Source organism: Pseudomonas sp. DW-iso3 (assembly GCF_058725305.1).
Map to the genome: position 1 here is coordinate 95,745 of NZ_JBZXDZ010000009.1, position 17,351 is coordinate 113,095.

15 protein-coding genes are annotated in these 17,351 nt (G+C 58.8%); 9 read left to right on the top strand and 6 right to left on the bottom strand.

Annotated elements, in window-relative coordinates; translation table 11 throughout:
- The first annotated feature begins 82 nt into the window (after positions 1-82).
- Positions 83-1,516, top strand: coding sequence for an ArnT family glycosyltransferase (locus AC4PS7_RS24580; protein ID WP_010206660.1), 1,434 nt, complete (start codon positions 83-85; stop codon positions 1,514-1,516).
- 15 nt (positions 1,517-1,531) lie between these two features.
- Here the strand turns inward: AC4PS7_RS24580 and AC4PS7_RS24585 are convergent, their stop codons facing one another.
- On the bottom strand, positions 1,532-2,020 hold the full coding sequence (locus AC4PS7_RS24585) for a TIGR00645 family protein (protein WP_010206662.1): 489 nt from the start codon (positions 2,018-2,020) through the stop codon (positions 1,532-1,534).
- A gap of 167 nt (positions 2,021-2,187) precedes the next feature.
- Between AC4PS7_RS24585 and AC4PS7_RS24590 the strand changes: the two genes are divergently transcribed.
- The gene (locus AC4PS7_RS24590; protein WP_010206663.1) at positions 2,188-4,011 is read left to right on the top strand and encodes a hypothetical protein; all 1,824 of its coding nucleotides are present in this window, start codon (positions 2,188-2,190) and stop codon (positions 4,009-4,011) included.
- A gap of 3 nt (positions 4,012-4,014) precedes the next feature.
- Here the strand turns inward: AC4PS7_RS24590 and AC4PS7_RS24595 are convergent, their stop codons facing one another.
- Both AC4PS7_RS24595 and AC4PS7_RS24600 read right to left on the bottom strand, forming a co-directional pair.
- Positions 4,015-4,323, bottom strand: a complete 309-nt coding sequence (locus tag AC4PS7_RS24595) for a PA4575 family protein (RefSeq protein WP_010206664.1) — start codon at positions 4,321-4,323, stop codon at positions 4,015-4,017.
- Positions 4,324-4,501: 178 nt separating this feature from the next.
- Positions 4,502-6,940 (bottom strand): Lon protease family protein, encoded by a 2,439-nt coding sequence (locus AC4PS7_RS24600; protein ID WP_492179811.1) that lies wholly within the window; start codon positions 6,938-6,940, stop codon positions 4,502-4,504.
- A 267-nt stretch (positions 6,941-7,207) separates the two neighbouring features.
- Here AC4PS7_RS24600 and AC4PS7_RS24605 point away from each other — a divergent pair, with 267 nt between their 5' ends.
- The 4 genes from AC4PS7_RS24605 to AC4PS7_RS24620 all read left to right on the top strand — a co-directional run bounded on the left by AC4PS7_RS24605 (position 7,208) and on the right by AC4PS7_RS24620 (position 11,401).
- Positions 7,208-7,696 carry a DUF3015 domain-containing protein gene (locus AC4PS7_RS24605; RefSeq protein ID WP_010206666.1) on the top strand — a complete coding sequence of 163 codons (489 nt, stop codon included), beginning with the start codon at positions 7,208-7,210 and terminating at the stop codon, positions 7,694-7,696.
- A gap of 91 nt (positions 7,697-7,787) precedes the next feature.
- Positions 7,788-9,641 carry an Lnb N-terminal periplasmic domain-containing protein gene (locus AC4PS7_RS24610; RefSeq protein WP_154847188.1) on the top strand — a complete coding sequence of 618 codons (1,854 nt, stop codon included), beginning with the start codon at positions 7,788-7,790 and terminating at the stop codon, positions 9,639-9,641.
- A 171-nt stretch (positions 9,642-9,812) separates the two neighbouring features.
- Complete coding sequence (locus AC4PS7_RS24615) at positions 9,813-10,139, top strand: chorismate mutase (RefSeq protein ID WP_047543395.1); 327 nt, start codon at positions 9,813-9,815, stop codon at positions 10,137-10,139.
- A 176-nt stretch (positions 10,140-10,315) separates the two neighbouring features.
- The gene (locus tag AC4PS7_RS24620; protein WP_045791613.1) at positions 10,316-11,401 is read left to right on the top strand and encodes a type I restriction endonuclease; all 1,086 of its coding nucleotides are present in this window, start codon (positions 10,316-10,318) and stop codon (positions 11,399-11,401) included.
- A 99-nt stretch (positions 11,402-11,500) separates the two neighbouring features.
- Here the strand turns inward: AC4PS7_RS24620 and AC4PS7_RS24625 are convergent, their stop codons facing one another.
- Complete coding sequence (locus AC4PS7_RS24625) at positions 11,501-11,791, bottom strand: DUF3077 domain-containing protein (protein WP_045791612.1); 291 nt, start codon at positions 11,789-11,791, stop codon at positions 11,501-11,503.
- Positions 11,792-12,220: 429 nt separating this feature from the next.
- On the opposite strand from AC4PS7_RS24625, the gene AC4PS7_RS24630 reads away from it, so the two are divergent.
- A complete protein-coding gene (locus AC4PS7_RS24630; protein WP_044287918.1) occupies positions 12,221-12,577 on the top strand; it encodes a hypothetical protein in 357 nt (118 codons plus the stop codon).
- A gap of 70 nt (positions 12,578-12,647) precedes the next feature.
- Positions 12,648-13,145 (top strand): GreA/GreB family elongation factor, encoded by a 498-nt coding sequence (locus AC4PS7_RS24635; protein WP_021492930.1) that lies wholly within the window; start codon positions 12,648-12,650, stop codon positions 13,143-13,145.
- Here AC4PS7_RS24635 and gdhA read toward each other — a convergent pair.
- Positions 13,142-14,479, bottom strand: a complete 1,338-nt coding sequence (gdhA, locus tag AC4PS7_RS24640; protein WP_021492931.1) for an NADP-specific glutamate dehydrogenase — start codon at positions 14,477-14,479, stop codon at positions 13,142-13,144. The genes AC4PS7_RS24635 and gdhA overlap by 4 nt on opposite strands.
- Before the next feature lie 347 nt (positions 14,480-14,826).
- The gene (ettA, locus tag AC4PS7_RS24645; RefSeq protein ID WP_010206673.1) at positions 14,827-16,491 is read right to left on the bottom strand and encodes an energy-dependent translational throttle protein EttA; all 1,665 of its coding nucleotides are present in this window, start codon (positions 16,489-16,491) and stop codon (positions 14,827-14,829) included.
- 158 nt (positions 16,492-16,649) lie between these two features.
- On the opposite strand from ettA, the gene AC4PS7_RS24650 reads away from it, so the two are divergent.
- The gene (locus tag AC4PS7_RS24650) at positions 16,650-17,261 is read left to right on the top strand and encodes a LysE family translocator (protein WP_010206674.1); all 612 of its coding nucleotides are present in this window, start codon (positions 16,650-16,652) and stop codon (positions 17,259-17,261) included.
- Positions 17,262-17,351: the final 90 nt, after the last annotated feature.

Genomic DNA, 17,351 nt, shown 5'->3' on the forward strand with positions numbered 1-17,351 from the left:
ATATTCAGAAACGCCAACGGATACTAGCCCATTGCAATGACCGTTCCCCCGGACGGTCCTCCTGCCCTGGTAGCCACACTCCATGACGCGTCCTGCTTCCCTGCTGCTCCTGCTTGCTGGTCTGTTGTTCTTCTTTGCCCTGGGCAACCATGAGCTGCAAGGCTCCACCGAAGCCCGCGTCGCCGGGATCGCCATGGCCATGCACCTGGACAATAACTGGGTAGTGCCCCAGTTGTTTCGAGAGCCCTTTCTGGAAAAACCGCCCCTGAGCCTGTGGATCGACGCCGGGGCGATTCGCCTGTTCGGCGGCACCACCTGGGCCGTGCGCCTGGCCTCGGCGTTTGCTGGATTGTTCAGCGTGATGCTCCTTTACACCATGCTGCGCCGGTTCGGGCGACCGCAGACGCTGGCGTTCAGCGCGGCCTTGATCTTGGCGACCATGGCCAGCTATTGGAGCAATGCGCGCGGCGTCGGTGAGGATTCGCTGCTCACCCTCGGCGTGACCACTGCGCTGTTGGCGTTCTACCAGGCAGTGCGGCCCGATCGCCAAGGCTCCAGCGTGGGCGCATGGGCACTGTTTACCGCCGGGATGGTGATCGCCACCCTCAGCAAAGGCGTGCTGGGCCTGGCGATGCCGGGCATTGTGATTTTTGTGTACCTGGCCAGCACCAGCCTGATGGACAAACGGCTGCAGATTGGCAACTGGCTCAAGCCGGCACTGTTTACCTTATTGGCGCTGGTGCCACTGGTGATCTGGCTAGGCTTCCTGTTCCAACGCGGGGGTATGCAGGCCGTTGCCGAGGTCTTGCTGACCAACAGCGTCGGCCGCTTCAGCGGCTCGTTTGTCGAAGCCGGGCATTACGAGCCGTTCTACTACTACATTGCCAAGCTGCCCGAGGCGTTCCTGCCTTGGAACATCCTGGTGTACCTGGGCCTGTGGCACTTTCGCAAAAGCCTGGTGCGCAACCGCTACCACTTGTTCTTCAGCGTCTGGCTGGTGGCACAGTTCACCCTGCTGACCCTGGCGTCGAGCAAACGCACCGTTTACCTGATGGCGCTCGCACCGGCCGCCGCCGTCCTGGCCGCGGAATATGCAAGGGTGCTGCTGGACTGGCTGAAAACCCACAAGCCCGCGCTCTACAAGCATCACAGAACCATAGTGGGCGGCGTGTTCACCCTGGCCGTGAGTTGCTACCTGATCGCCGCCTTCTGGTTCGCGCCCAAAGCGGATGTGCGCCAGTCCTTCGTACCGGTGATCAGCCAGGTTCAGGCGTTGAAAGACTTAGGCCGGGAGGTGGTACTGTACCGGCCCAACGAGCGTATCGCCGGAGCCAGCGTGTTTTACCTGCAGGCCTATTTACCGATCCTGCAAACCGAGGCCGAGCTGCACAGCTATCTCGGCGCCAAGCCCGGCAACGTTGCGCTGCTGGACCACACCGATGACTTGACCCGTCCGGTGAAGGAGATCAAGCGGATGTCGATCAATCGCCAGCCTTACTACTTCGTGGAGCAGTAAGGCCGGCGCGGGGCATCAGTGCTTGGTGACTTTGTCCAGGTAGCCCATGGCAAATGCCGAGACCACGAAGGTCATGTGGATGATCACGTACCACATCAGGTGCTGTGGATCGACGTTCTTGGCGTCCATGAAGATGCGCAGCAAGTGGATCGACGAAATCGCCACGATGGAGGCCGCCACTTTCATCTTCAGGGACGAAGAGTCCATGGTGCCCAGCCAGTTGAGTTTCTCTTTGTTGTCATCGATATCCAGCTGCGAGACGAAGTTCTCGTAGCCGGAGATCATCACCATGACCAGCAAGCCGCCGACCAGGGCCATGTCGATCAACGACAGCAGCACCAGGATCAGCTCGGACTCGGCCATCGAGAACACGCTCGGCAGCAAGTGAATCACTTCCTGGAAGAATTTCAGCGCCAGCGCCAGCAACCCGAGGGACAAGCCGAAATAAATCGGCGCCAGCAGCCAGCGCGAGGCGTACATAGCATTTTCGATAAAGCGTTCCATTGGATCTCACACAGCTTGGCTAGAAATGGCGGCGAGTATACCAGCCGCTACAAGACACCTGTCATCACGAGAAAACTGACCTGTGCGGCATCTGTAAGAGAATTTTTCTGCTAGTGTCGAGCCCAATAACAACTCGGCTCGATGACGTCGGACAGGAAAAAACTCAGATGATGGATGTGCGATCCCCTTTGGCCAGTATCGGCCTGTGCGCGGCATTGCTGCTGGCTGGCGGCTGCTCCCCCAGCGACGAGCAGAAGCAGACCACCCTCGAAGAGAAAACCGCCAAATTCGAACAATCCCTCGACAGCATCCAGGACCCCAAGCTGCGCGACGCCGTCGCCGACCTGGGCGGTTCGCTGCTGTTACTGGAACGGGCGCGGGTCAAACTCGCCACCAAGCCCATCGAAGCCGAATACGGTGACGACACACTGGCCCTGCTCAAGCACTACCCCACCCCCCAGGCGCTGGTGGACACCTACATCAATGGCCTGTTCGTGCTGCGCAAGAACTCCCATTCCGACTACCTGACCGACTTGCAGCCGGTGTTTCCCTTCAACTTCAACATCCCCGACCAATTTCCCTTCCCCCACGGGCTGGAATGGCAGTCGGTGACCTTGAGCAACAACAAGGTCATCCCCTTCCAGCCAGAGTGGTCGGAAACCGATCCGGGCATCCAACTGAGCCCCAGCAGCTCCAACCTGACCAACCCTGACGATTTGACGGTGACCTACCCGTTCATCGACGGCATCGAGACGGAAAACAAGAGCCAGCCACAGCCCGTCAGCCTCAAGGGCACGGTTGAAGTGGTCGCGCCAGGCAAGGTGCTGACCTTTGACCTGTCGAAACAGGACGTCGGCCACAAGCGCACCGAAGGCAACATCACCCTCAACCTGATCCTGCTGGAAAAAAACTACGCCGAGATCGAGCTGACCAACAGCCAGCCACTGGCCCCGGAAGTCGGCGACGAATCGCCCAACCCGCTGCTGGTCCAGGCGCGCGACAGCACCGGGCAGTTCCTCACACGCTCGGGCTCGATCAATGAAAGCAGCGTCCAGGTTGCGTTTTATGAGAAACAACTGGCCGAGATGCAAAAACAGAAGACCTGGTCCGAGGCGTTCGAAAAGCAGTTGATCGATGAGCAGAAAGCCTTCGAACACAAGCAGAGCGGCCACTACGCCAAGGTGTACTTCAATGGCGTGATCGACAACCTGCAAGTCAACGTGCTGGATTTCTCCACCGCCACGCGCACCCGTAAAGACCTCGATCTGCCGGTGCTGCGTTTCGACAGGAACAGCTTGCAGAAAACCGTGCAGGCCCTGCCGATGCCGGTCACCGTGTACGACGACGGCGCCGCCAATTGGCTCAAAGACGCAAGCATGACCGAGGACCAGTTGAAAAACAGCGTCACCATCAGCCAGTCAGTCGAAGACGCCAGCGCGGCGCACATCGTGTTCGACCACCCGTTTACCTTCAATGACGATTTGGTGGGCAGCGAGCGCAACAGCAGCGATTCACCGGTGACCTTCTTCACCGCCGACGAAAAAGGCGAGCGCGGCGAGCCGATCGAGTTGCCGACCGAGGCCTTTGAGCTGAACCCGGCACGCGGCACCCTGACCTATGATCTCACCCTGTTCCCGGAAAACCCGGCCTTTGTGGTGGGCTCGATTCCGCTGTTCCTGGCAACCATCGATAAACACGAGATTGACGCGAACACGCTGCCCAAAGGGCTTGAACTCAAAGACAACGCGCTGATCGTCGACCAGAAGGCATTCCCCGCCGACAGCTGGCGTTTCTACGCCAAAGACGCCAGTGGCAACTACCTCAAGGAAATCCTCGGCGTCAGCCACCGCGCCGAGGAATACGGCACGGCGATGTTTGACGTGCATTACTTCTACGGCCAGCCAACCACCCTGGAAAGCTACCAGCGCACCGACCTGAGCACCGTGCAATATGGCTTCGAGGTCAAGTTGGACAAACCCGAGAGCAAATAGCGGTCAGTGCTGGGTCTCACCATTGAGCTGTCGCAGATGGGCCTGCATGTGCAGGCACCAGATCTGCGGGTCACCCGCCTGCTCGTAGCCGTGCTGGGTCAGGCTGTCCACGATGGACTCCAGAATATTTTCCGCAACGAAGGGCCCAGGGAACGGGCCTTGGGACTTGATGGTGGAGGGCTGTTCACCGGTCATTCCGGCGGCAAACAACAAGGTCCACATCCCGTTATCCCCCGCGAGAGGGCGAATGGAACATTCGATACGGGTGACCAGGCCAAAGCACTGGCGGGTAAGGCAAAGGTTGCGCGGCATGGCGGCGACCCTCGGTAGATCGGTGTTCAACCTGCGCCTGGGGCGAGGCTGTTTCTATCCCGCGACTCCTGTGGATATCCCTTGAGCAAAGAATAGAAGAAAACCACGACAAACCAAGGTTGTAGGGACCAACGGGCGTTGGCCCCCAACCCAAGTCAATTTAATGACGAGTCAGCCCTCAGGTCGGTTTGGCTTCGGCCAGCGCCTGCTGTGCCAACTCCTTCTCCGCTTCCTTGAGGTCTTCCTCGCTGATCATCTCGGCAATCGCGCGCAACCGCTCTACCACGCGCGCGTTCACCGTGCCTTCCGGGAACTGCCCCTCGGCATCCGGCTCACCGGCATCCTCGCCCACTAGCAGGCTCAGCGCCTCGTCGGCCTGGCGCACCGCATAGATGTGGAACTGCGCGGCGCGCACGGCCTGCAGCACCTTCTCATCGAGCATCAACGTGGCGACGTTGGCCTGGGGAATGATTGCGCCCTGCTCACCGGTCAAACCGCGTGCTTCACACAGCCGGAAGAAGCCTTCGATCTTCTCGTTGACCCCACCCACTGCCTGCACTTCACCAAACTGGTTGATGGAGCCGGTGATGGCAAAGCACTGCTTGAGCGGCGTCTTCGACAACGCCGAGATCAAGGTGCACGCCTCGCCCAAGGACGCACTGTCGCCGTCCACGTAGCCGTAAGACTGCTCCAGCGCGATGCTCGCCGAGATCGCCAGCGGGAATTCCTGGGCATAGCGGCTGCCCAGGTAACCCGTGAGGATCATCACCCCCTTGGAGTGGATCGGCTGGCCGAGGTTGACCTCGCGCTCGATGTCGACAATGCCGCTGCCGCCCGGGTACACCGTGGCGGAAATCCGCGCCGGCACGCCGAAGGCCGAGTCACCGACCTCCAGCACCGTCAGCCCGTTGCACTTGCCTACCGCCGCACCCGCGGTGTCGATGAGGATGACTCCGGCGAGCATGTCGTCGAGGATCCGCGCCGACACCCGCCCGGTGCGCGTGGCCTTGGCCTTGAGGGCGCGCTCGATATGGCCCGCATCGGTCATCTCGTCGCCCGCCAGGTGACGAATGAAGTCCGCCTCACTGACCAGTTGGAACAAGTCGCCAATTCGCGCCGACAAACGCCCCTGATGCTCCGCCAACCGTGCGCTGTAAGTGGCCAGCCGCGCCACCGCGTCCGACGTCAGCGGCGCCATGCCTTCTTCCGACGTGCGGGTTTTGAGCAACTGGGCGAACTGCTCCAGGCTTTCGTCCACCATCGGGATGTCTTCGTCGAAGTCCACCAGTACGCGGAACATCTCCTGGAAATCCGGATCGGCGTCCTGCAGCGCGTAGTACAGCTGGCGCGAACCGATGATGATCACTTTGACCTGCAACGGAATCATCTGCGGGTTGAGGGTCACGGTGGCCAGGCGACCCAGCTCGCCCAGGGGCGATTCCATTTTCAGCTTGCGCGATTGCAGGGAGCGTTTAAGAGCGTCCCAGACAAACGGCTCGCTGAGCATTTTCTCGGCTTCCAGGATCAGGAAACCACCGTTGGCACGGTGCAACGCGCCCGGACGCAACTGGCGATAAGTGGTGTAGAGCGCGCCCTGGTCGGTGCTGTATTCGATCCGACCGAACAGGTTGTCGTAGGTCGGGTGCGGCTCAAACACCACGGGGGCGCCACCGTTGACCGGATGGCCCACCACCAGGCTCGGGCAGTACTGTTCTTCCAGCAGCTTGCGCGCCTGGGCGTCGGTCTTGGCGTCGTCCACCAATTGCTCGACCACGGTCTTGAGCAGGTACACCTGCATGGCTTGCAGGTAACCGCAGACCGCGGCGTTTTCCGCGTACTTTTCCGACAACGGTGCAAGCAATGGTTGCAGGGCCAGGGTGATGGTTTCTTCGTTGAACTGGCGCAGTTGATTGTTCGACTCACGCTTCCACTGCGGCAGGCTGGCCAATTCTTCGTTGAGGCGTTCTTCCAGCTCGGAAATGTCCGTGTGGAAACGTTCGCGATCGGCTTCCGGCAACTGCGAAAACTCGGCCTCGTCCAGCGCCTTGCCGTCGAGCATCGGGGTGAAGGCGATATTGGTGCTGTCGCGGTACAGCGCCACGTCTTTTTCCAGGGCCAGGCGTTCGATCACGTCCAGGGCCTTGTCGTAACGCTGGTTGAAGGCACGGTCGATGGCGCTTTTGCGCTGTTGATACGTCGGGTGTTCGAAGACGGCCGGGAAGGTGGCAACGAGGTTGTCGACCAAACCGTTGATGTCATTGATGAACGCCGCCGCAGCGCCGCCTGGCAACTCCAGGGCACGGGGTTCGCGGGGTTCATCGAAATTATTCACATAGACCCAATCCGCCGGGGTCTGCAGGCGCTTGCCTTCGGCTTTCAGGTAGCGTTTGACGAACGAAAAGCGGCCAGTACCGGGCTCGCCCATGACAAACACGTTGTAACCGGGGCGTGGCATGGCCACACCGAACTGCAAGGCTTCAACCGCACGTTCCTGGCCAAGCACACCGCGAAAGGGCTCCAAATCATTGGTGGTCGAGAAGCTGAACTGTTCAGCGGAGAAAGGGCGAGTCAGCGCTTCGGGCGCTAGACGCAAGCTGGCAGCAACAGGATCAGGCATCGGGCTTCCTTACATCAGGCGGGGCAGATGACGGCATTCTGGCTCTCGGTTGCGCGCTCTGGCAAGGCGCGCTTTCGGGAAAGCGTAGACGTGGGATGCGACCTGCAGAAATATCGCGACATCGCCAATTGTTTTATAAAAATGCACGGAACCCTTGGAACGTGCCTAAACTCCAAATTGCGCGGGTTGGACTAATAACTGGCCCCTAGGGCGCTGCGATGCGCCTGAACCCTTGTCCATTGGTTTGCACACAAAGAGAACAAAGCTATGAAACGGATCCTTCTCGGTACTCTCTTCACCGTCGTCTCCCTCAATGCAATGGCAGAAGCACCAGGCGGCCCGAACTGCGGTTGGGGCAACATGTTGTTCGAAGGCCAGCGCGGCACTCCAGCTCACTTCCTGGCTTCCACCACTAACGGTACTTCGGGTAACGCCACCTTCGGCATGACCTCAGGCACCAACGGTTGCAGCACCAACAGCGCCCTGTCCTACGGCGGCAAGTCCTGGATTGCCATGAATGGCATGATGAACGAGCTGTCCGAAGACATGGCCAAGGGCAACGGCGAGGCGCTGACCACCTACGCCGTGGTACTGGGCGTTGCACCGGAAGATCGCGAGCACTTCGCGGCTGTGACCCACGAGCACTTCCAGCAGATCTTCAGCAAGGCTGACGTGACCGCTGATGACGTGCACAACAACACCATTGCTGTACTGAAAAGTGATGCCCGTCTGGCGAAATACGCGACCCAGGCTTAAGCTCGACCAGCCCGCGCCTACCAAGGCGCGGGTTTTATTTTGGACCCGCCTCCCCTTTGGGTCTCTTTTATTTCCGACTTAAGTTGCCCCTATGCTCAAACGCTTTGCCTGGATGGCACTCTTCGCCTGCGCCCCGCTGTACGCGGCCCCGCACCTTGATGATCAACGTTTGCAGCAATTGGCCAATGATCCGTTTTGGCTGTCCCTCGGCCATTACGAAGCCGGGAAGGTCAGTGGCTGGCGCAGCTATGTCAGCGACAAGAAGTTCTTCCTCGCAGCCGACGGTGCCCACCACCCGGATGCCGAGCTCAAGGCCACCGTTGACGCGCTCTACGCGCCGGCCAGCCTGGGTGAAAAACACGCCCAATGCGTTTACCCCGCACGGACCCGCTGGCTCAAGGATCAGTTGCACCTCACTGACCTGCCTGCCGTGGACTGCACAGAATTCAAGCAATGGTTCAAGGACGTCTCCCCCCATAGCGCGGTGATGATCTTCCCGGCGGCCTACCTCAACAGCCCGTCGTCCATGTTCGGCCACACCCTGCTGCGCATCGACCAGGCCGACGTGCAAAGCAACAACACCGCCCTGCTCAGCTACGCGATCAACTTCGGCGCCTATATCGAGGGCTCCGACAACAGCATTCTCTACGCCTGGAAAGGCCTGATGGGCGGCTATCCCGGTCTGTTCGCCCTGGTGCCTTATCAGGAGAAGCTGTCGGAGTACCGTAGCCTTGAGAACCGCGACCTGTGGGAATATCGGCTTAACCTGACGCAAGTCGAGACCGAGCGCATGGTCGAGCACGTGTGGGAGCTCAAGCAGATCCAGTTCGACTACTTTTTCTTCGACGAAAACTGCTCGTATCGCCTGCTGGAACTGCTGCAAGTGGCCCGCCCCGGGCTGCGTCTGACCGAACAGTTCCCGCTGACCGCCATCCCGACCGACACGGTCAAGGCCGTAAAAGACGCAGGCCTGGTAGAAAAAATCGACTATCGCCCCTCCCGTGAACGCGAATTGCTGGAACGCGCCAAGCCGCTCGATAGCGACGAACAGCGCTGGGTATTAAAGATCAGCGACGACCAGAAGCAATTGCAGGAGCCCGCCTTCAAAGCCCTGCCCCGCGAGCGTCAGGCCCTGATCATCGACGCCGCCTACCGCCTTGGCCGCTACCGCGCCAACGGCCTGGAACGTGACACCGCCCGCTCCCAGCGCAGCTTCGAGCTGCTGCGTGCGATCAACCAGAACCCGGCGCCCGACCTGAAAATCACACCGCCCGGCCTACCGGAAAACGGCCATGAATCCCGCACCTGGCAAGCCGGCATCGGCACCCGTGGCGATAAGGCTTTCGGTGAATACGGCCTGCGCATGGCCTACCACGACCTCAATGACAACGCCGAAGGTTTCCCCCTGGGCGCGCAGATCGAAATCCTGCAGATGAAACTGCGCCAATACGAAGGCAACCACTGGCAACTGCAGCAACTGGACCTGGCCACCATCCGCTCCCTGACCCCGCGCAACGCCCTGTTGCAACCGTGGTCATGGCAAGTCACCGGCGGCCTTGAACGTGTACCGGGCAAACACGACGACGAAACCCTGGTCGCCCACGTCAACGGCGGCGCCGGCGGCACCTGGCAGTTGAGCGACGACATGCTCGGCTTCGCCCTCGGCACCGTGCGCGTGGAGCACAACAACGACTTCAACGAAGCCATCTCCCCTGCCGCCGGCTTCAATACAGGCGTGCTGTGGAAAAACCCGCTGGGCAACCTGAGCCTGGAAGCCAAGGGTGACTTTTTCACCAACGGCGAAGTACGCCGCAGCATCAGCCTCAACCAGCAGTGGGAATTGTCGCGCAACCTTGGCCTGCGCCTGAGCGCACAGCGCGAGTACAGCCATTTGTCGACGCCCGTGAATGAAGTGATGCTGGAAGTGAAGTGGTATCACTACTGATCGAAACCTGGCGACGATCAACATGTGGGAGCGGGCTTGCTCGCGATTGCGGAGTGTCAGTCACTGAAAACGTGGGCTGATACACCGCAATCGCGAGCAAGCCCGCTCCCACATGGATCACCCTGTATTCAACTACATCGCATTGCCTATCCAACCAGGAGCTCAACCAACATGGTCGTTAACTGCACCACCCTTGAACACGTCCGAGAAAACATCGACCGCCTCGACCAACAAATCGTCACCCTGCTGGCAGAGCGCGGCCGTTACGTGTCACAGGCGGCGCGCTTCAAGAAAGATGCTGATGGCGTCAAGGCGCCACAACGAGTTGAACAGGTGATTGCCAAAGTGCGGGGGTTGTCCGACGCGGCGGGCGCCAACCCCGACGTCACGGAGCAGGTGTATCGCGCGATGATTGCGGCGTTTATCCAGCAGGAATTGGTTGAACATGCCGTTCTAACAGCCTCTGAAAAACCAACACCTGCAAGCACAAACTCGTAGACTGCTTCTAACCTATTGAAAAATAAGCAGGAAATTTCTGACATTTTTTTAGCTTTTTTCAGTCAAGCCAAAGTGCCTCCTACTTCATTCGCTTTATGGGGTTTTGAACTAGTATCGGATAGCAATCAAATTGCCATCCCATCTATACACGGATCTGAATAGGTACGAGGCTCATTATGGATTTCTTCGAAAAGCTAACCAGCCTGGCAGCAAAAGTTCGGTTACAAGGCCCCGCCATTCAAACAGAAGAAGCGACAAAAAATGCTTTCGTAATGCCTTTCATCAACACCGTATTGGGCTACGACGTATTTGACCCACAGGAAGTAACGCCAGAATTTGTCTGTGACGTAGGGACGAAGAAAGGTGAAAAAATCGACTACGCAATCATGAAAGAGGGTGAAGTCCAAATACTCATCGAATGCAAAAAAATTGGTGAGTCATTGAGCATCAACCATGCTTCGCAGCTTTTTCGATATTTTCACGTTACGAGCGCAAGGATTTCAATTCTTACCAACGGCCAGGTCTACCGTTTTTTTACCGATTTGGACGCTCCTAATAAAATGGACGAAAAACCATTTCTAGAGTTGGACCTGCTGGACATTGATGAATACGCCGTACCTGAGTTGATCAAACTCACCAAATCGGCTTTCGATGTTGACTCCATCATCAATGCGGCCGGAGAGCTGAAATACGTCAGCCAACTCAAAAAACTCATCGGTGCTCAGGTCAGTAAGCCAGAAGATGACTTCGTGAAATTCTTTGCATCACGTGTTTACGAGGGCGTGATCACGCAAAAAGTGCGTGAGCAGTTTTTCGAACTGACCCGGAAAGCTTTAGCACAGTTTCTGAACGACCAGATCAATGATCGGCTCAAGTCTGCCATGAGCGGCGTCATCCAACCGACGATGGCATCAATCCCCGTCGCTAGCAGCGCGAATGCGGATGTACAGGATAGAGACGAGTCAGAAGACAAGATCCTGACAACGTTAGAAGAGCTAGAGGGTTATCACATCGTTCGCGCCCTCGTCCGATCCGTCGTGGATGCAAAGCGGATCGTCCAGCGAGATACCCAAAGCTATTTTGGAATACTGCTGGACGACAACAACCGCAAGCCCATCTGTCGGCTTCACTTCAATCGCAGTCAGAAGTACCTCGGGATATTCGACGAGGAAAAAAACGAAACCCGGCATGCGATTTCGTCTATAGATGAGATTTACGAATACGCGGATCAATTGAAAAAGACTGTGGGTTATTACGACTGACAGCGCGTCTGGATGGCCGGAATCATCGAGAAACCTTGTGGTGAACAAGCTTGCGCTGCGCAGGGCAAGCCTGCTCACCACAAAGGCAGTGCTGGTATATTAGGTTGCTGACGTCATCGCTTGGGTCAGGTCATCCACGACTGCCTTGCCCATCTCGCACAGATAGTGCGCAGCCCAGGCGTATTGCTCGCCACGCACATCCATGGCGGCGTCCATGGCTAGTTTCTTGGAGTAAAAAAGCAGGGTGGACGCGTGCTGCAGCGCTTGATCAAGCGGCATGCCGGAATTGACGCGGAACAGTGGCTTCTCGTTTTCCCCGTAGTCACCAAATGTGACGACACCGAGGGTGGTGATTGAGGATAGGGATGGGTCGGGGACGACTTTAGACATGGTGTACCTACTAAGTGAGATAAAGGACCACCACGGTACGTCGCTAAACATAAAGGGGTGGCAGCTGTACGCGGGTTAGCGAACCGGTCACCTAGACACCCGGCAGATCCGAAGATCTCCCGCGCACAGCCGCCATAACACGATATCGACAGGCGCAAAAACTGCCTGCCATGTGTGTAAAGAGGATGAGTCTTAGTGATTCGGGTCGCTAAACCCGGTCGCGGCTTTCGCAGCGAAGCCAGGAGACTAGGCACCTGAACCCTAAGGCACAATAGGCAAGAGATTCTCTAGGAAACGTCCTGCAAATTAAAGGGAATCGTCGTTGATAGCCCTTTAACTCAACACATATCTGACCCTCCTTTCACACCGCCCCGACAAATCTCCTTCTAGACTCTCCCTATCAGCCGTGAAACGGCCAGGGAGTACGCCATGTGGCGGTCTGCGGTAATGCTGTGTGCGGTGCTGGGGTTGGCGGGTTGCCAGTCGACCCATCAGGAGTTGCTGGCCAAGGGTTATCCACCGGCGTTTGCCGACGGTTTTGACGATGGCTGCAGCAGTGGCCGCCAGGCGGCGGGGGTGATTACCGGGGCGTTTCGCAAGAACGTGCCTCGGTATCTGAAGGACCGGCAATACGCCGAGGGTTGGGAGGATGGCTTTCGCCAGTGCAAGGCCATGCGCGAAAACGATGAGTTGCGCGATTACAAGGAGCGGCACTGGGACGACCGGGATCGCGAATGGCAACAGGAGAAAGACCGCGACGCAGCCCGGACCTATCGCTCGCACTAGGTCGCTTTCAGACATCCATCGAAACTAAAGTGCGGCGACCATGGCCCAAACTCCATAGAGGGAGAATGTCATGAGCCGAGCTTTTGTTAACGAAGACAACGCTGCTGCCCAGGCCGACCAGCCGGTGGAGCGCCACGTCAGCGAGCAGCCCAACCGCCTCACCGCGCAGGGTTTGGCGCAGTTGCAGGCCAAGGTTGCGCAGTTGCAGCAGGCATACAGCGCCGAATCGCTAAAGGGCGAGCACGCCGATAAACAGCGCCAGGCCGACCTTGAACGGGATTTGCGTTACTTCAACCAGCGAGTGCAAAGCGCCCAGGTCGTGGCGCCGGCCACCTCCACCGACAAGGTACAGATCGGCAGTTGGGTGACCTTCGCCAATGAGCAGGACGAACAGCAGCGTATCCAGTTGGTCGGAGAAGACCAGGCCGATGCGAGCGCAGGCCTGATCAACTGGGGCTCGCCCCTGGGCCGCGCCTTGCTGGGCGCCCAGGTGGGTGACGAGGTGGTGTGGCAGCGCCCCGTCGGCGATCAGTTGATCGAAGTGCTGCGGATCGAACCCGAGGCTTAGACGATGCCTTGGGCCAGCATCGCGTCGGCGACCTTGACGAAGCCGGCGATGTTCGCGCCTTTCACGTAGTTGATCCGACCGTTTTCTTCGCCGTAATGCACGCAGGCATGGTGAATGGACTGCATGATGTTGTGCAGCTTGCTGTCCACTTCACCAGCGGTCCACAGCAGGCGCATGGCGTTCTGCGACATTTCCAGGCCACTCACGGCCACGCCACCGGCATTGGACGCTTTGCCCGGTGCGAACAGGATGCCCGCCTCGATAAAGATATCCACAGCCTCCAGCGTGGTCGGCATGTTGGCGCCTTCGGCGACGCAGATACAGCCATTGCGCAGCAACGTGCGGGCGGCGTCGGCATCCAGTTCGTTCTGGGTCGCGCAGGGCAGCGCGATGTCGCAGGCCAGTTCCCATGGGGCCTGGCCTTTGCGGAATTCCAGGCCAAAACGTTCGGCCAGTTCGCTGATGCGGCCGCGTTGTACGTTTTTCAGCTCCAGCAGGGCCGACCATTGTTCTTCGGTCAAACCGCTTTCGGCGTATAGGGTGCCTTCGGAATCGGACAGGGAGATCACCTTGCCGCCCAGGTCCATGACCTTGCGCGCAGCGTATTGCGCCACGTTACCGGAGCCAGACACCGCCACGCGCTTGCCTTCAACCCGCTGATTGTTGCGCTTGAGCATTTCTTCGGCGAAGTACACGCAGCCGAAACCGGTGGCTTCAGGACGGATCAGGCTGCCGCCATAGGTCATGCCCTTGCCGGTCAGCACCGACGTGAACTGGTTGCTCAGGCGCTTGTACTGACCGAACAAAAAGCCGATCTCACGGGCGCCCACGCCGATGTCGCCGGCCGGCACGTCTACGTCCGCGCCAATGTGGCGGTACAGCTCGCTCATGAACGCCTGGCAGAAGCGCATGACTTCGGCGTCGCTCTTGCCCTTGGGATCGAAGTCCGAGCCGCCCTTGCCGCCGCCCATGGGCAACGAGGTGAGGGAGTTCTTGAAGGTCTGTTCGAAGGCGAGGAACTTCAACACGCCCAGGTTCACCGAAGGGTGGAAGCGCAGGCCGCCTTTGTAGGGGCCAATCGCGCTATTCATCTGGATACGGAAACCGCGATTGACCTGGACCTTGCCGTGATCATCCACCCACGATACCCGGAAGGTAATCGCGCGTTCCGGCTCGCAGATGCGCTCCAGGATGCCTGAGGTCAGGTAGTGGGGGTTGGCTTCAAGAAACGGCCATAGACTGCGTAGGACTTCTTCTACGGCCTGGTGGAATTCTGGCTGGTCGGGGTCGCGTTTCTTGAGGCGGGCAAGGAAGGATTCGACGGATTCGATCATGAAAAGTCTCGGCAAATTGATTGTTTTTAAATGAGATTGAGCCGGACTTTAGCAATTCATATCGCACCGCGACAGGGCAAAATGTCGCCTTTGTGAATTTAAATGGTGCATTGGATATAAATTGCCCCGTTTTTTTGCCCCTTAACAGGGATTTCAACCCGAGCTATGCACCAATAGTTAAACCGCTATCGCAGGCAAGCCAGCTCCGACATTAGATCGAGTACCTCTGCTACGACACGGTCCAATGTGGGAGCTGGCTTGCCTGCGATGAAGTCGCCTCGGTCCACCTGAATAGCGCCCAAAAAAAACGGAGCCCGAAGGCTCCGCTTTTTTTAAACCAACCCGAATCAGGCCAGTTTTTTGTGCCGTACACGGTGCGGCTGGGCAGCTGCATCGCCCAGACGCTTTTTACGGTCCGCTTCGTACTCGGTGTAGTTACCTTCGAAGAACACCGCTTGCGAGTCGTCTTCGTACGCCAGGATGTGGGTCGCGACGCGGTCAAGGAACCACCGATCGTGAGAGATCACAATGGCGGCGCCCGGGAAGTCCAGCAGGGCTTCTTCCAGGGAACGCAGGGTTTCAACGTCAAGGTCGTTGGACGGTTCGTCGAGCAGCAGGACGTTGCCGCCCTCTTTCAGGGTCAGGGCCAGGTGCAAGCGACCGCGCTCACCACCGGACAGGTCCTTGACGAACTTCTGTTGGTCGCCGCCCTTGAAATTGAAACGGCCTACATAGGTACGCGACGGGATCTCATAGTTGCCGATACGGATCTGGTCGGAGCCGTCGGAAATCTGCTGGAACACGGTTTTGCTGCCATCCAAGTCTTCACGGCTCTGGTCCACACAGGCCAGTTGCACGGTTTCGCCGACTTCGATGGTGCCCGAATCCGGTGTTTCCTTACCCATCAGCATGCGGAACAGCGTGGATTTACCCGCGCCGTTACCACCGATTACGCCGACGATCGCGCCTTTTGGCATGGAGAACGACAGGTTGTCGATCAGCACGCGGTCGCCATAGCCTTTGGAAACGTTCTTGAACTCGATGACCTTGTCACCCAGGCGCGGACCGGCCGGGATGTAGATCTCGTTGGTTTCGCTGCGCTTCTGGAATTCCTGGGACTGCATTTCTTCAAAGCGTTGCAGACGTGCCTTGGATTTGGACTGGCGGGCCTTGGCGCCTTTGCGCACCCACTCCAGTTCTTCCTTCATGGCTTTTTCATGGGCCGATTGCTGCTTGGATTCGGCGGCCAGTCGGTCGGACTTGGCTTCCAGCCAACCGGAATAGTTGCCCTCGTAAGGGATACCGGCGCCACGGTCGAGCTCAAGGATCCAGCCGGCCACATTGTCCAGGAAGTAACGGTCGTGCGTGATCGCTACCACGGTGCCCGGGAAATCGTGCAGGAAGTGTTCCAGCCAAGCGACGGAATCGGCGTCCAAGTGGTTGGTCGGTTCGTCGAGCAGCAGCATGTCGGGAGCCGACAGCAGCAGGCGGCACAGGGCCACACGACGTTTCTCACCACCGGACAGGTGCTCGACCTTGGCGTCCCACGCCGGAAGGCGCAGCGCGTCGGCGGCGACTTCCAGCTGGCGCTCCAGGTTGTGGCCGTCGCCGGCTTGCAGGATGGCTTCGAGCTTGGCCTGTTCGGCGGCCAGTTTGTCGAAATCGGCGTCTTCTTCAGCGTAAGCCGCGTAGACCTCGTCCAGGCGCGCCTGGGCGTTCTTGATCACACTGACGGCTTCTTCAACCACTTCACGCACGGTCTTGGTCGGGTCCAGGATCGGCTCTTGCGGCAGGTAGCCGATATTCAGGTCCGGCATCGGGCGGGCTTCGCCTTCGAACTCGGTGTCGACGCCAGCCATGATTTTCAACAGTGTGGATTTACCCGAACCGTTGAGGCCGAGCACGCCGATCTTGGCGCCGGGGAAGAAGGACAGCGAAATGTTTTTCAGGATTTCCCGCTTCGGCGGGACAACTTTGCCCAGCCGATGCATGGTGAAGACGTATTGAGCCAAAATGTGGACCTCATAAAAGTAAGAACAGGCCTACGTAGCGTCATGGCGCTGTACATAGTGTTGCGAATCCTCAAGGTTAACCTAAGTGACCGAGCGTATCGAAGCCTATCTGTTAGATTAGCCGGCCAAAGCCCTCAGGGGCTCCAGGAGAAACCTTCATGCTTGGCGTCCTATCCGCACTCGGGCTACTGCTGTTAATGCCGGGGCCTACCAACACGCTGCTACTGCGCTCGGGATTACTCACGGGATTCAGGCGCGCCTGGCCACTGAGCCTGCTGGAATGCCTGGCCTATCTGACGCAGATCTCCTTTTGGGGCTACCTGCTCAGCCATATCGGCGACAACGCGCCCTGGGGCCTGAAGCTCGTGCAGTTCGCCTCGGTCTGCTATTTGATCAGGACGTGCTACCTGTTGTGGCGCCATCCCGACGAAACACTCCACACCGAGCCCGAGGCACGGGTGTCCAAGCGGCATTTCTTCCTGCTGACGCTGATCAATCCCAAGGGGTTGCTGATCGTCTCGTTCATCGTGCCGATGCAGACGTTTATCGACTTGACCCTGTACCTGCCTTTCGTCGCACAATTCACTGCCGTGGTGATACCTGTGGGCTGCGCCTGGGTGCTGCTGGGTGCCCGCATCAAACGAGGCGGATACGCGTGGCTGACGCCGCACACCATCAACCGCACGGCGTCTGTGGTTATCAGCCTGTTCACCCTGGCGATCCTGACACGGCTGGCGGACAGCCTGATCCACCTCGGCGGCGCTCTTTAATGCCCGCCAGGCGGGGCTGGCACTTTGCCACAAGTCAAGGCATGCTAGCCGCCCTCCGGGCGTCCGGCTTATAGTGCACGTCGCGCGCCA